The sequence below is a fragment of the Streptomyces sp. NPDC005791 genome (assembly GCF_042871485.1).
Lineage (GTDB): Bacteria > Actinomycetota > Actinomycetes > Streptomycetales > Streptomycetaceae > Streptomyces.
Genome location: NZ_JBIAIP010000015.1, coordinates 118,377 through 131,073, shown reverse-complemented (window position 1 = coordinate 131,073; position 12,697 = coordinate 118,377). Strand labels below are relative to the sequence as shown.

The window sequence follows — 12,697 nt, the reverse complement described above, 5'->3', positions numbered from 1 at the left end:
TGGCTACGGGGCCGTCCCGCGATCCGTACGGCATCGGCGCACGACGCGCGACACGCACGTACGGGAGGTGTGCGGGCGTTCCGACACGCAACGGGGTGCCGTCGCTCTCGCGGTGCGCCCGTCAGGCCTGACGGGACAGCCCTCAGCGGCTGATCTCCGGTCCCTCTCCGCCCATCCTGGCCCGGTCGGCCGCGGCCGTGCCATGGGTCCAGCCCTCCACGTCCGTCGCCCCTCGCAGCCGGGCCGTGGTGGTCTTCGGGAACATCCGCTCAGCCGTGCCGGTGACGGCGACGTCCCTGGCCGCCAGGACCGGCAGCAGGGTCCCGGGGCCCTGGCCGCGGCCTCCGGAGCCGGCCTCCGAGCCGGCCGCGGCGGTGACCCGCGCGGTGTCCGCCGCGAGACGGCTGCCGAGCCGCTGGGCGTACGCCATCAGGAAGGACTGCCGGAAGGTCTTGGTCCGCTTGCGCCCGCCGGCCCGCTGTCCGGCCTCCGCCTTCGTCATCGCCGCCGTGCCCTGCACCAGCAGGGAGGTGAACAGCAGCTCCACGGCCTCCAGGTCCGGCTCGAAACCCACGACGGTGGTGAACCCGAGATCGCTGTTCCACACGGCACGGCAGCGGTTCGCCGAGGCGACGGAGTCGAGCAGCACGGCCTTCGCGCTCTCGTACGGTGCGTCGACCCCGATCCGGACCGCCCCCGGCTCATCGGCGCTGTGCGTACGCGCGGCGAGGAGCGCCTCGTCGATGCTGTGCCGGGCCATCAGCTCCTGCGCCTTGGTGGTGAGTGCCTCGGCCTCCTCCGGGAAACCGGTCGCCTCAGCCTTGGCCAACAGCGCCCGGATCCTGGTGAGCATGCGGGGTTCGCCAGGGGCCGGAGGCCGGTGCGGAGCGTCGGCGGCCGTGCCGGGCGGCGGCCCGACCGGCTCGATGACCGGCAGCCGCAGCAGCAGCCGGTACAGCTCCAGGAGCGCGGAGGCGTACGTGAAGCGGTCGGGCCGGTTGCGGGGCGCCGGGGCGGGCAACGCGGCGAGCTGGTCCGCCCAGCGCGGCGGCAGCCGGCCGTACCGCGCCGTCTCCGCCGTGATCAGGGCGGCGGCGAGTGCGCTCGCGTCGTACGGACCGTCCAGCTCGCGGCGGACCGTACGTACGACATCGGCGGGCTGCCAGCCACGCTTCCAGGCCCGCCGGACGAACTCCTCGCCCCGGCGGTGCACGTCCTCGTCGGCGGACGGGTCCGCGGCGAGGAGCGAGGCGCCGGTGTCCAGGCCCGCGTCGCTGTCCGCGTACAGTGCCGCGGCGCACGCCCGGTCGATCACCGATTCCATCGGACCAGGGTAGGCGGGGCAGGGAGCTCAGTGCTCCCCGGGCAGCAGGACGAGCTTGCCGCGCACGTGTCCGGCCTCGCTCAGCTCCTGAGCCCGCGCCGCCTCACCCAGCGCGAATGTCCGTTCGACAGGAATGCGCAGGCCGCCGACCGCCGCGGCCTCCGCGTACTCCGCGAGCCGTCCGCCCTCGTCCGGGCGGCCCCCGCCGCCCGCCGAGAAGACGACCCCGTAGTGCGCCGCGTCCGGGTCGGCGATGGTGACGATCCGGTCGGACGTGCCACCACGCAGCTCCACCGAGTCCGCCAGCGCCCCCTTGCCCGCCGCGTCGAACACCGCGTCCACACCCTGCGGTGCGGCCTCCCGCACCCGGTCCACCTGGCCGTCCCCGTATGCCACCGGGACCGCGCCGAGCACCCGCAGATAGTCGTGGTTGGCCGGAGAGGCGGTACCGACGACGGTGGCACCCCGGGCCGCGGCCAGCTGGACGGCGGCGGACCCGACGGCGCCGGACGCCCCGTGCACCAGGAGGGTCTCGCCTGCGGCCACCGCGAGCTCGTCGAGCACCCGGGCAGCGGTCAGGGTCGCCACGGGCAGCGCGGCGGCCTCCGCCCAGCCCAGTCCTTCCGGCTTGGGAGCCACTGATCCCACGTCGGCCACGACGTACGCCGCGTACGCGCCGGTCGCGCTCCGGCCGAGCACCTCGTCGCCGGCCGCGAACTCCGTGACTCCCGCGCCGGTCTCGTCGACGACTCCGGCGAACTCGCTCCCGGGCGTGGCGGGCAGCGGGGTGGGGAACGCCGCCTCCATCCAGCCGTTACGGATCTTGTAGTCGATCGGGTTGACCCCGGCGGCCCTGACCTCCACCCGAATCTGCCCGGGGCCCGGGTGCACGTCCTCCACCTGGGCCCGGCGCAGAACCTCGGGACCACCGAACCGCTCGTACACGATCGCTTCCATCACCGTCTCCTCCGCCGCCTGCCGCGTTCCCGGTACGCGCCGCGCGCACCCTGTTCCGCATCCTCGCGGCAGCCGGACACGCCCGCCCGGCGAGCGCGGCCCGCTGTCAGTGCCGGGTGCAAGACTCGGCCCATGACCGAACGTTGGGCTCTGGCCATCGCGGAAGGGGGCGGCGCGCTCCTCGTGCCGCTGACCCGCGACGGCCTGCCCGCCGGTCCCGTCCTGGCCGAGCCCGACCTCGCCGAGTCCGTCCGCTCCCGCCCCGAAGTGGTCCGTTGGGTCTGGCGTTCGACCACCGGCATCTATCCCCGGCTGCTCGCGGCGGGTGTGCGGGTCGAGCGGTGCTACGACATCGAGTGCGCCGAGCTGCTGCTGCTCGGCCACGAGGGACGGCTCGGGGAGCCCCGCTCCGCCGCGGCGGCCTGGGCCCGGCTGCGGCACGCCCCGGTGCCGCCCGACCCGCCGCCCCGTTCGGCCGAGCCCGGCTCCCAGTCCTCCCTCTTCGAGCCGCGCTCCGGCACCGACCTGCCGTTCGACGCACTGCTGCAGGTCTACGCGGAACAGCTGCGCCGCCACGAGGCGACGGAGCACCCCGGCCGGATGCGGCTGCTCACGGCCGCCGAGTCCGCGGGCATGCTGGTCGCCGCCGAGATGAACCGATCCGGGCTCCCCTGGCGAGCCGACGTGCACCGCGACGTGCTGAACGACCTGCTCGGCGAACGCTATGCGGGCGGCGGCGAGCCCCGCAGACTGGCCGAGGCCGCGGACGAGGTGTCGGCGGCGTTCGGCAGACGGGTGCGGCCCGACCTGCCGGCCGATGTCGTGAAGGCGTTCGCGCAGGCCGGGATCAAGGTGAAGTCGACCCGGCGCTGGGAGCTGGAGGGTCTGGACCACCCGGCGGTCGAGCCGCTGATCCGCTACAAGAAGCTGTACCGCGTCTGGACGGCGCACGGCTGGGGCTGGCTCCAGGACTGGGTGCGCGAAGGCCGTTTCCGCCCCGAGTACCAGCCCGGAGGCACGGTCAGCGGACGCTGGACGACCAACGGTGGCGGAGCACTGCAGATTCCCAAGGTGATACGCCAGGCGGTCGTCGCGGACGAGGGCTGGCGGCTGGTCGTGGCCGACGCCGACCAGATGGAGCCGCGGGTGCTGGCCGCGATCTCCCGGGACCGGGGGCTGATGGAGGTGGCCGGACACGAGGGCGACCTCTACAAGGCCCTGTCCGACCGGGCGTTCCACGGCGACCGCGACCACGCCAAGCTGGCCCTGCTGGGCGCGATCTACGGGCAGACCTCGGGTGACGGCCTGAAGAACCTGGCAGCGCTGCGGCGGCGGTTCCCGCACGCCGTCGCCTACGTCGACGACGCGGCGAAAGCCGGCGAGGAGGGCCGCCTCGTCCGCACCTGGCTGGGCCGCACGAGCCCACCCGCTGCCGGGGCGGACGAGGACGACGAGGCGGGCATCCCGCAGGAGAACGCGGAACCCCCGGCCGGGGAGGGTCCCGGCGGATACGGCTTCACCCCCGGCTACGCCTCTTCGAACACCCGGGCACGGGGCCGCTTCACCCGTAACTTCGTGGTCCAGGGCAGCGCCGCGGACTGGGCGCTGCTGCTCCTCGCGGCACTGCGGCGGACGCTCGCCGCCGAGGGGTTGCGGGCCGAGCTGGTGTTCTTCCAGCACGACGAGGTGATCGTGCACTGCCCGGCCGAGGAGGCGCCCGTGGTGGTGGAGGCGATCCGTGAGGCCGGAGAGCTGGCCGGCCGGGTCGCGTTCGGAGAGACGCCGGTGCGGTTCCCGTTCAGCACGGCGGTCGTCGAGCGCTATGCGGACGCCAAGTAGCCTGCCGGCTCCGCTACAGGCTCCGCCCATGGCGACGCACGCCGTCCCACAACCGGCCCGTGCGCACGGACGCCGGTGTGATCGCCCACCGCACCGACCGGCGCTTCGGGCACTACGACGGCCGGATCAGTACGGACGACGGCGCCGAGTCCGCCGTGGAACACCTGCTGGGCTGGGCCGAGGATGTTCACATGCGCTGGTGACTCCCCGGGCGGGACCGGCACGGGTAGGTTCTCCCCCATGCATATAGGCCCGCTCCTGGGCTCGGGACGCACCGCCGACGTGTACGCACTCGACGGCCCCTGGGTCCTGCGCCGCTACCGCGGCAACATCGACACCACGGGTGAGCTGGCGGTGATGTCGTACCTCTCGGCCTCGGGCTTCCCGGTCCCACGCATCGGACCGCCGGCCGAGGACGCGCTCCCCACGGACCTGGTGATGCAGCGGCTGACCGGCCCGACGCTGGCCGAGGCGCTGCTGGCGGGCACGGTCACCGAGAGCGAGGGCGCGGACCTGCTGGCGCGGCTCCTGCGGGAGCTGCACGCGATCCTTCCACGGCTCTCCCAGGACCCCGAGGACCGGATCGTCCACCTGGACCTGCACCCCGAGAACGTGATCCTGGCTCCGGAGGGCCCCCGGGTGATCGACTGGCTGACGGCCGACGAGGGGCCGCCCGCTCTGGACCGGGCCATGACCTCGCTGATCCTGGCCCAGGTGGCCTTCGACCCGTCGTTCCCCGCAGGCGCTCAGGCCCGGCGCCTGCTGCAGGCGCTGCTCTCCCGGTTCGCGGACGACGGCGGCGTGCCCGCCGACGCCCTCGCCCGCGCCACCGCCTTGCGCGCGGCGGACCACCGGCTCGGCGCGGACGGGACGGCGGTGCTGGACGAGGCGGCGGACCTGGTCGCCTCGCTGGGCCGCTGACAGGACAGTCCCGTCACTCGGGCACCCGCCAGGCCGGTACTCGGCGGTTCGCGTGCCGGTCCGGCGGGAGGCCCCACTCGCTCCACGACCCGTCGTACACGGGGGCCTACGGTCGCGGCCTGTCCGACAGCCGGTCCGCGCCCTGCGCGACGTCGAGGAGAACCTGGCTGGTGTACCGGAACTCCTCCAGGAGGCGTGTCGCCTCGGTGACGAGGATGCCGTACGGGGCCGAGGGGTCGGCGAGGGACACGGACAGCCGGTGGACCTCCTCGACCACCTCGTCCCGGCGCGCCTCGGCTTCGCCGGTGAGCCGCTCCAACCGCTTCGCCTGCGGAAGCAGGGTGGTCTCGTCCAGCGTCGTCAGCACCTCGACGACCGCACCGATGGCCTCCAGGAACGCCGCGTACCGGCGGAGGAACGGCCTTTGGGCCTCGTCCTCCTCCCCGGAGCGGTCGAGGCCACGGGTGAGTGAGGCCATCTGGTAGAGCGTGCGTTCCAGTGCGCCGAGCACGGACTCGTAGCCCTGGAAGCCAGGAAGGCCCCGATAGCGGCGCATCAGGCGCCGGGGATTGAGCTGAAGGCTCTCCTTGGCGGCCTCCAGTCCCGACCTCGCCTGCGTGATCATTCCTTCGGTACGTTCCGCCCGGGCACGCCATCCGCCGGTGGTGTCCTGGTCGGGCATCTCCTCGGCAAGGACGGGGTGTATGTCGGTCAGCAGGTCGTGGAGGGTGCGGGCGAGGCTGCGGATGCCGTACTCCGCACTGCGGTAGCGGAGCGGTGGGGCCACGAGCACGTTGACGGCGGTGCCGATCGCGCAGCCGATGAGGACGAGCAGCACGATCTCCCCCAGCCGGAAGAACCGCTGGGCGTCCCCGGACGACGAGGTGTACGTCGAGAAGGCGAAGAAGGCGGCGGTCGCGACCTGCGGCCCCTGGACGCCCAGCACGTGCCAGCGGCCGATCGTGAGGGCGATGAGGGCGACGAGCGCGAAGGTCAGCAGGTCGGGCCCGGCGAGGAATCCGAGAGCGGCCTGCACCAGGACGCCCGCGACGACGGCACCGACGTAACGCAGTGACTGCACGACCGAGCGGTAGACGGTCACCTGCATGATCAGCACGGCCGAGAACGGTGCGAAGGCGGGTGACCGGGCGTCGAGGACGTCGTACGCGACCAGCCAGGCCAGGACGGCGGCCAGGGCGCTCTTCCCGATCACCAGCAAGGTCTCGCGCTCGTCCCCGTCATAGGAGAAAGCGCGCCGCCACCACCGGGCCGCCGCTGCGAGCCGCCCCGTACCCGTCCGCTCGGGCGTCGTGCCATCGGTCATGGATACCGTGTGCCCTCCCGCGACGGTGACACGCTGCGGCGATGCCACGCCATTCCGCCAAGGCCGAAGCCTCAGGTCACGGCGAGTGCGTCCTGAGGCTTCGACAGAGCTGCCTTCGGGCTTCGAACCCGAGACCTGCACCCTACGAGAGCGTGAGCGGTCATGTCAGCAGGTGCGGTGTGGTGCCGACCGGTGAGGCAACGCTGGTCGGAACGGGTGCACCGGGCGAGGTCGTGCCGCACCGTCCGCAGGCGTCTGTCCACCGGCATGATCCGTACGAGAGGTCCCGAAGGACGGGGAGTCCCTCAGCCGCGGACCGGGCCGGCACCTGCCGGAGTCTCCTGGGTGAGCCTGTCGGCCCAGTAGTCGGCGGGGTCCGGGATGTCGTGGGTGACGACCCGTGAGGCGGTGTGGAGGGCACCGTCGCAACGGACCAGGGTGTCGACGATGGTGGAACTCGGCTCGAAGGAGACGCCGCCGGATTCGTCCGTCAGGCTCACCAGGGCGCGGTAGGAGACCTCCACCGTGTCGCTGCCGCGCTCCTCGATGACCATCTTGTCGAACCAGTGCCGGAAGACGGTCGTTCCGTAGTGCGGCACGTTCCGGCGCATCTCGAAGACCAGCTGCTCCCGCCCCCTCAGCTCCCAACCGTCCTTGGCGTGCGCGTACACGCCGTCCGGGGTGAAGGTCGTCGCGAAGTCGTCGAAGCGGCGTTCCTCCAGCAGCGGCATCTGAAAGGCGTAGAACGCGAGCACTTCGACGTACGTCGCCGGAGAGACTCGGGGGACCCAGGGACGGGCGGTGGGGGAAGGGAGGGACACGACGGCTCCTTCGATGCTTCGATGCGGGAAACACCCACGGCGCTCAGGGGGTGTCGAGAACCGGCCGCGACCGGGCGGGCACCTCGCGGTGGGCCGGGGACGGCCGCGGTCAGCCGTCCCCGTGGTGCGGAGAGAGCTGCGGGAGGTCAGCCGGAACCTCAGGCCTCCTGCTGTCGCCGGACATGGCGGGGCAGGGCGAAGGACATGAGCAGCGTGGCGACGGAGACCGCCATCGAGCCGATGACCGCGATCTTGAGCGCGTGGGTGAACGAATCGCCGGTCACCTCCGCCCGCAGCTTCTCCAGGGTGGCCGAGGCCTCTTCGTCCCCGCGCACGGCGGCGGGAACGCAGTCGCCGCCGGACGCGCCGGAGACCCCCGCCGTACAGTCGCGGAACGCTGCGGTGACGGCGTCGAGATCCCCCTGCGGGACGCCCGCGGACTGCAGCGCCACCCGGACGTCCGGGCCGGCGTCCGCGGCACCGCGCTCCGCCTGCGAGGCGAGCGGCAGGAAGAACAGGACGGACACCAGCGCGATGCCGAGGGCGAGGCCCAACTGCTGCATGGTGTTGATGAGTCCGGAGGCCGAACCCGCGTCCTCGTGGGAGACGTCGGAGAGAGCGAACTGCGGGATCGGCGGGGAGAGGCAGCCGAAGCCGACGCCGAGGACGAAGAGTGCGGGGGCCATGTGCCAGCTTCCGATCGCCGCCCCCTTCGAGCTGAGCGCCCAGAGGAAGAGCAGCAGACCGACCAGCAGCAGGACGGCACCGACCTGCAGCACCGCGCGGCCGAACTTCGGAACGAGCACGGTTACCGAGAGAGCCGAGCTGACGAAGGCCCCGAGGCAGAAGGCGAGAGCCGTCGTTCCGGCGTGCAGGGGGGACCAGCCGAGACCGAGCTGCATGAAGAGGTACCAGCACAGGAAGAAGGCTCCGGTGAACAGATACACCGCCAGCTGAAGCCCCAGGCTGGCGGCGAAGGTCCGGGTGCGGAACAGCCGCAGGGGTACCAGCGGGGAGTCACCCGCGCGTTCCGTGCGGCGTTCGTAGGCCACGAACACCGCGAGGCCGACGGCCGCGAGCGCCATCAGCGCGAAGCCCCATGCGGGCCACCCGTACTCCCGCCCATGGGTGAGGGGGAAAATCAGCAGCACCACGGTTGCCATGGCCAACAGCACTCCAGGCAGGTCCAGGCGTGGTGTGCGCTCGGCCAGGGACTCCTTGATGCACTTCCAGCCGATGTAGAGGCCCGCGATGCCCACGGGGACGTTCATCAGGAACACAGGCCGCCAGTCGAGTCCGAACAGGTCGGCGTCGACGATCAGGCCGCCGATGAGCGGCGCGACGGTCGCCGCGATCCCGCCCACCATCCCGTAGACGGCGAAGACCTTCCCCTGCTGCCCCTTCGGGAAGGTCACGTGGATGATCGACAGGACCTGCGGCACCATCAGACCTGCCGTGGCGCCTTGGAGCAGGCGCGCGACGACCAGCATCTCCGGGCTGGTGGAGATGCCGCACGCGAGTGACATGACGGTGAAGCCCAGCACACCGATCAGGAACATCTTCTTGCGACCGTAGATGTCACCCAGCCGCCCGCCCGTGATGAGCAGGAGGGCGAAGGTGAGCACGTAACCGGCGGTGATCCACTGGACGGCCGCATAGCCGGCCCCGAGCTCCCGCTGGATCGAGGGAATGGCCACGCTGACGACATTTCCGTCCAACATGTCCATGAACACCGCGACGAGCAGGACCACCAGGGCGACCCACTGGGTCCGTCCCACCTCCGGTTCCGGATCAGCCTCCCCCCGTGGTGTTGCGGTCGTCTGGGGATCGATGGTCGTCATGTCATTTCCTCCGGTTATCAGCACACTGCCGACAGCAGACCGACTTCCGGAGAACGTACGGGAGCCCGCTAGAGCCGGAGTGGATCCGGATCAAGCAAGTAAGCGAAATGCGAGCGCATTCTCCACCGTGCCGCGAGGAAGGGCTGTCAACTTCCTCGGGTCAACGCGACCCCACGCATCAAGGAGTGCCTCGTGTACCCACCGAATCAGGAAGCGCGGCCTTCACGACTGCCTTCTCTCACCGGAATGCGATTCATCGCCGCCGCGATGGTCTTCGTCTTCCACGGCGCCACGCAGTTCCTCTTCGCGAATCAGGAGACGGGAGGGGACTTCCTCTTCGCCGTCAGTAATCTCGGCTCGGTCGGAGTCTCCTTCTTCTTCGTGCTCAGCGGGTTCGTACTCGCCTGGTCCGCACGTCCTGGTGACACACGACGCGCGTTCTGGCGGCGCCGCTTCTTCAAGGTCTTCCCCAATCACCTGGTGATGTTCGTGATCGCGGTCGTCCTGATTCTCCTCGCGAATCTGGCGTTCTCCCCGGGGAAGGCATTTCTCAACCTGACGCTGCTGCACGTCTGGGTGCCCGACCACTCCTATCTGGAGTCGGGGAACGGGGTCGCCTGGACGCTGGGGGTGGAGGCGGTGTTCTACCTCCTCTTCCCGGTGATCTTCCGCTTGCTGGGACGCATCCGGCCGAACCGTCTGTGGTTCGCGGCCGGCATCACCGTCGCGCTGGTCATCGCCGTCCCCGCGGTGTCGCTCGCCTTCGTCCCGGACGCGCCCCAATGGCCGTGGGGTCCCGCTTCGTGGCAGCAGATCTGGTTCGTCTACGTCTTCCCGGTCGCCCGGCTACTGGAGTTCGTCCTCGGCATCATCATGGCGCGCATCGTGCTGAGCGGCCGGTGGATCCGCCTCGGCCTCCCTTCCGCGGTCGGTCTGATGGCCGTCGGCTATCTCGCCTCCCTCTACCTGCCGGTCCACTTCCTCTACGACTACGTGGCGATGACCGTGATCCCCCTGGCGCTGCTCGTTCCGGCCGCGGCCGTCGCCGACGTCGAGGGACGCAGAACCCTGCTGAGCGGGCGGACGGCCCGCTGGCTGGGTGAGATCTCGTTCGCGTTCTACCTCACGCACTACCTCGTGATGCAGTACGCGCACCGCTCGTTCGGTCTGAGCCCCGACGCCTTCGGGCAACTCGCGGGCCCGCAGTGGTCCACCCCGGTCGCGATCGCCTTCCTGGTCGGCTGCTTCGCCGTCTCGATGGTCACGGCGTGGGGTCTGTACGCCCTCGTGGAGCGGCCCGCGATGCGGCGCTGGTCGCGTGGCCGGAAGCCCGAACCTGCCCCGGCCGAAGCCGTCCCGGCCGAGCCGGCGCCGGCGCCGGCCACCGCCGGACATTGACCGACGAGGGACCGCGACGTGGGAGGGAGACATCATGGCCAGGGAGGTGGCGGTCGTCATCGGCGGCACCGGGTTCGTCGGACGTCAGGTGTGCGAGACGCTCGGCAGGGCCGGCCTCGACGTCGTGTCCATGTCCCGCGGCACGCCCGGGTCCGCGCCACCCGGCCGGCACGTCCTGATGGACATCACGGCCGGTCCCACGACAGCCGCGGCGGCCGTACTGGCGTCGTACCGGCCCCGGATCGTGGTCAACGCGACGGGCGGCATCTGGGGTCTTTCGGACGAGCAGATGCGGTCCGCGATCACCACTCCGACGGAGCGCCTGGTGAAGGTGCTGGAGCTGCTGCCGCAGCGACCGCGACTGGTTCATCTGGGATCGGTACTCGAATACGGCCCGCTGCCGTGGGGCGCGAGCATCGGCAGAGACACCGTTCCGCGCGCCCGCACGCCGTACGCCAGGGCCAAACTGGCCGCCACGGAAGTCGTGCGGGTTGCGGCGGCGCGGGGGCGGCTGGACGCCGTGGTGTTGCGCCTGGCCAATGTCGCCGGGCCGGGCAGCCCTCCGCGCAGTCTGCTCGGTGTGGTGGCCGAGCAGCTGTCACGCGCACGGAGCGAGGGCGTCGAGCCGGTCGTGCACCTCGGGCGACTGACCGCGCATCGTGACTACGTGGACGTACGGGATGTGGCGGAGGCGGTGCGGGCAGCCGCCTCCGTGTCCTCGGGCGCCGCTTCGCTCGAAGCGATCCCCGTCGGGAGCGGTGAGGCCGTCCCGGTGCGTACGTTGGTGCGGCTCCTCATCGAGCGAAGCGGTATCGACGCGCGGGTCGTCGAGCGGGCCGCCCCGGTGCGCGCAGGGGGCGTCGCCGCCGAGGAGTGGGCCCAGGTCGACACGGGTGTGGCCTGGGACCTGCTGCGGTGGCGGCCCCGCCGCCGCATCGAGGAATCGGTGGACGCCTACTGGTCGGAGGGCTTCGCCTCCCTCACGACGACCTGAACGCTGTCGGCCCTCTCGGCGACGAGGGCCAGCAGCCGTTCGCCCTCCTGTGCCACGGCGGTCTCCTGCGGCCGGGTAAGACGGGTGAAGACGTCGACCTCGAGAGTGAAGTCCCGGCGCACCCGGCTCGCGCGCCACACTCCGCGCAGGTACCCGTCGAGGAGGAGATTGCCGCGGAGGATTCCCCCTCGCGCTGACATGAAGAAGCCCCGGGTACGGGAGTACTCAGCGAAGGAGAGGCCGTCCGGGATGATGCGCTCCCGGTTCTCGTGGGCGAGGAAGACGTTGTCGTACTCGGGAAGGAACCGAGGCGGGACCGGCACACCGGCATCCGGCCGCGGCGCGTCGGGGAGGTCGAGGAGTTCCCTGCCGCGGTCGTCCTCGAAGGTCACCAACTCCTCGCGGATGCTCTCCAGCACGTCCCGCAGCCGCGTCAGACCGCACCAGGACTGCACGTCCTTCACGGTCGCCGGCCCGAACGCCGCGAGATAGCGGCGAACCACCCGGGCCGGCTCGGCGGCGCCCGCGTCGAGGTCCGCTCCCAGCCAGGCCTCCGCCGTCGCGTGCCGGGGTTTGCCCGAGGCGCCCCACAGACCTCGGGGCGGCACCTGGACGAGCGGCACGAGATTGCGCACCGCGTAGGCGAGGGACACCGGCCGACGGTCCGGGCGGCTCTCCTGGAGCAGCGCGCCCAGCTCGCCTGCCGTCAGGGGCGTGGCGTCCAGCAGACGCCTTCCCTCCGCCACCAGCGCGGCCATGTCCAGGTCCGCGACAGCGGGACCGTGCGTGCTGTTGCGGTACAGGTCCCGGTCGAGAACCGGCTGGACGAAGGAACGCAGGGCGAGGGCGTCGTCGGCCGTGACCAGATGCAGGGTGGAGCGCATGAGAGCGATGCGCGCCGCCTGACGTCCCGCCAGCATGTCGCTCAAGGCCTCGGGCTCGAACCCCTCCAGGCGCGACCAGAGGGCGACGTAGGGGTCGTTGGGCACCTGGGCGTGGACGCCCAGCAGGTGCGAGAGCGCACCCGCGGGTTCGAGATCGGAGCGGCGGAGCAGGAGCTGACGCGCCATCAACGCCCGGTTCAGCCTGCCCGGGTCGAGGATCTCGCGGGCGGATGCGCTCATACCGGTACTGCTCCCCTCATCGGTTCACCGGCACCGACGATACGGCGCCGTCCCTCGAGCCCAGGTGGACTCGCGCGGTTCGCTGCAGCGTCGCTTGAGGAAACCTCCAGCACGTCCCGTGAAGGTGGGGGCCCACCCATCATGAACACGCCAC

The 12,697-nt window shown here is 71.6% G+C and carries 10 protein-coding genes and 1 pseudogene; 5 read left to right on the top strand and 6 right to left on the bottom strand.

Annotation, left to right across the window (positions count from 1 at the left end):
* Positions 1 to 142: 142 nt before the first annotated feature.
* A complete protein-coding gene (locus ACFYSH_RS26920) occupies positions 143 to 1,324 on the bottom strand; it encodes a DUF2786 domain-containing protein (protein ID WP_388755915.1) in 1,182 nt (393 codons plus the stop codon).
* Positions 1,325 to 1,351: 27 nt separating this feature from the next.
* Positions 1,352 to 2,281, bottom strand: a complete 930-nt coding sequence (locus ACFYSH_RS26915; RefSeq protein ID WP_359469188.1) for an NADP-dependent oxidoreductase — start codon at positions 2,279 to 2,281, stop codon at positions 1,352 to 1,354.
* Between the two features lie 132 nt (positions 2,282 to 2,413).
* On the opposite strand from ACFYSH_RS26915, the gene ACFYSH_RS26910 reads away from it, so the two are divergent.
* The 3 genes and pseudogenes from ACFYSH_RS26910 (at position 2,414) to ACFYSH_RS26900 (ending at position 5,041) form a co-directional block, all read left to right on the top strand.
* A complete protein-coding gene (locus ACFYSH_RS26910; protein ID WP_388755912.1) occupies positions 2,414 to 4,120 on the top strand; it encodes a bifunctional 3'-5' exonuclease/DNA polymerase in 1,707 nt (568 codons plus the stop codon).
* Positions 4,121 to 4,170: 50 nt separating this feature from the next.
* Positions 4,171 to 4,323: pseudogene (locus ACFYSH_RS26905) on the top strand (DUF2804 domain-containing protein); the annotation flags it as partial.
* 37 nt (positions 4,324 to 4,360) lie between these two features.
* Complete coding sequence (locus tag ACFYSH_RS26900; protein ID WP_359469183.1) at positions 4,361 to 5,041, top strand: phosphotransferase; 681 nt, start codon at positions 4,361 to 4,363, stop codon at positions 5,039 to 5,041.
* Between the two features lie 106 nt (positions 5,042 to 5,147).
* On the opposite strand, the gene ACFYSH_RS26895 is transcribed toward ACFYSH_RS26900, so the two are convergent.
* From ACFYSH_RS26895 to ACFYSH_RS26885, 3 genes are all read right to left on the bottom strand, one after another.
* Positions 5,148 to 6,365 (bottom strand): aromatic acid exporter family protein, encoded by a 1,218-nt coding sequence (locus ACFYSH_RS26895; protein WP_388755909.1) that lies wholly within the window; start codon positions 6,363 to 6,365, stop codon positions 5,148 to 5,150.
* Between the two features lie 305 nt (positions 6,366 to 6,670).
* Positions 6,671 to 7,186, bottom strand: coding sequence for a nuclear transport factor 2 family protein (locus ACFYSH_RS26890; protein WP_359469178.1), 516 nt, complete (start codon positions 7,184 to 7,186; stop codon positions 6,671 to 6,673).
* Between the two features lie 158 nt (positions 7,187 to 7,344).
* Positions 7,345 to 9,027 carry an MFS transporter gene (locus ACFYSH_RS26885; RefSeq protein ID WP_359469175.1) on the bottom strand — a complete coding sequence of 561 codons (1,683 nt, stop codon included), beginning with the start codon at positions 9,025 to 9,027 and terminating at the stop codon, positions 7,345 to 7,347.
* A 246-nt stretch (positions 9,028 to 9,273) separates the two neighbouring features.
* Here ACFYSH_RS26885 and ACFYSH_RS26880 point away from each other — a divergent pair, with 246 nt between their 5' ends.
* Both ACFYSH_RS26880 and ACFYSH_RS26875 read left to right on the top strand, forming a co-directional pair.
* A complete protein-coding gene (locus tag ACFYSH_RS26880; RefSeq protein WP_359469172.1) occupies positions 9,274 to 10,425 on the top strand; it encodes an acyltransferase in 1,152 nt (383 codons plus the stop codon).
* A gap of 34 nt (positions 10,426 to 10,459) precedes the next feature.
* Complete coding sequence (locus ACFYSH_RS26875; protein WP_359469170.1) at positions 10,460 to 11,419, top strand: NAD(P)-dependent oxidoreductase; 960 nt, start codon at positions 10,460 to 10,462, stop codon at positions 11,417 to 11,419.
* On the opposite strand, the gene ACFYSH_RS26870 is transcribed toward ACFYSH_RS26875, so the two are convergent.
* The gene (locus ACFYSH_RS26870) at positions 11,380 to 12,543 is read right to left on the bottom strand and encodes a winged helix DNA-binding domain-containing protein (RefSeq protein ID WP_359469168.1); all 1,164 of its coding nucleotides are present in this window, start codon (positions 12,541 to 12,543) and stop codon (positions 11,380 to 11,382) included. The genes ACFYSH_RS26875 and ACFYSH_RS26870 overlap by 40 nt on opposite strands.
* Between the last annotated feature and the right edge of the window lie 154 nt (positions 12,544 to 12,697).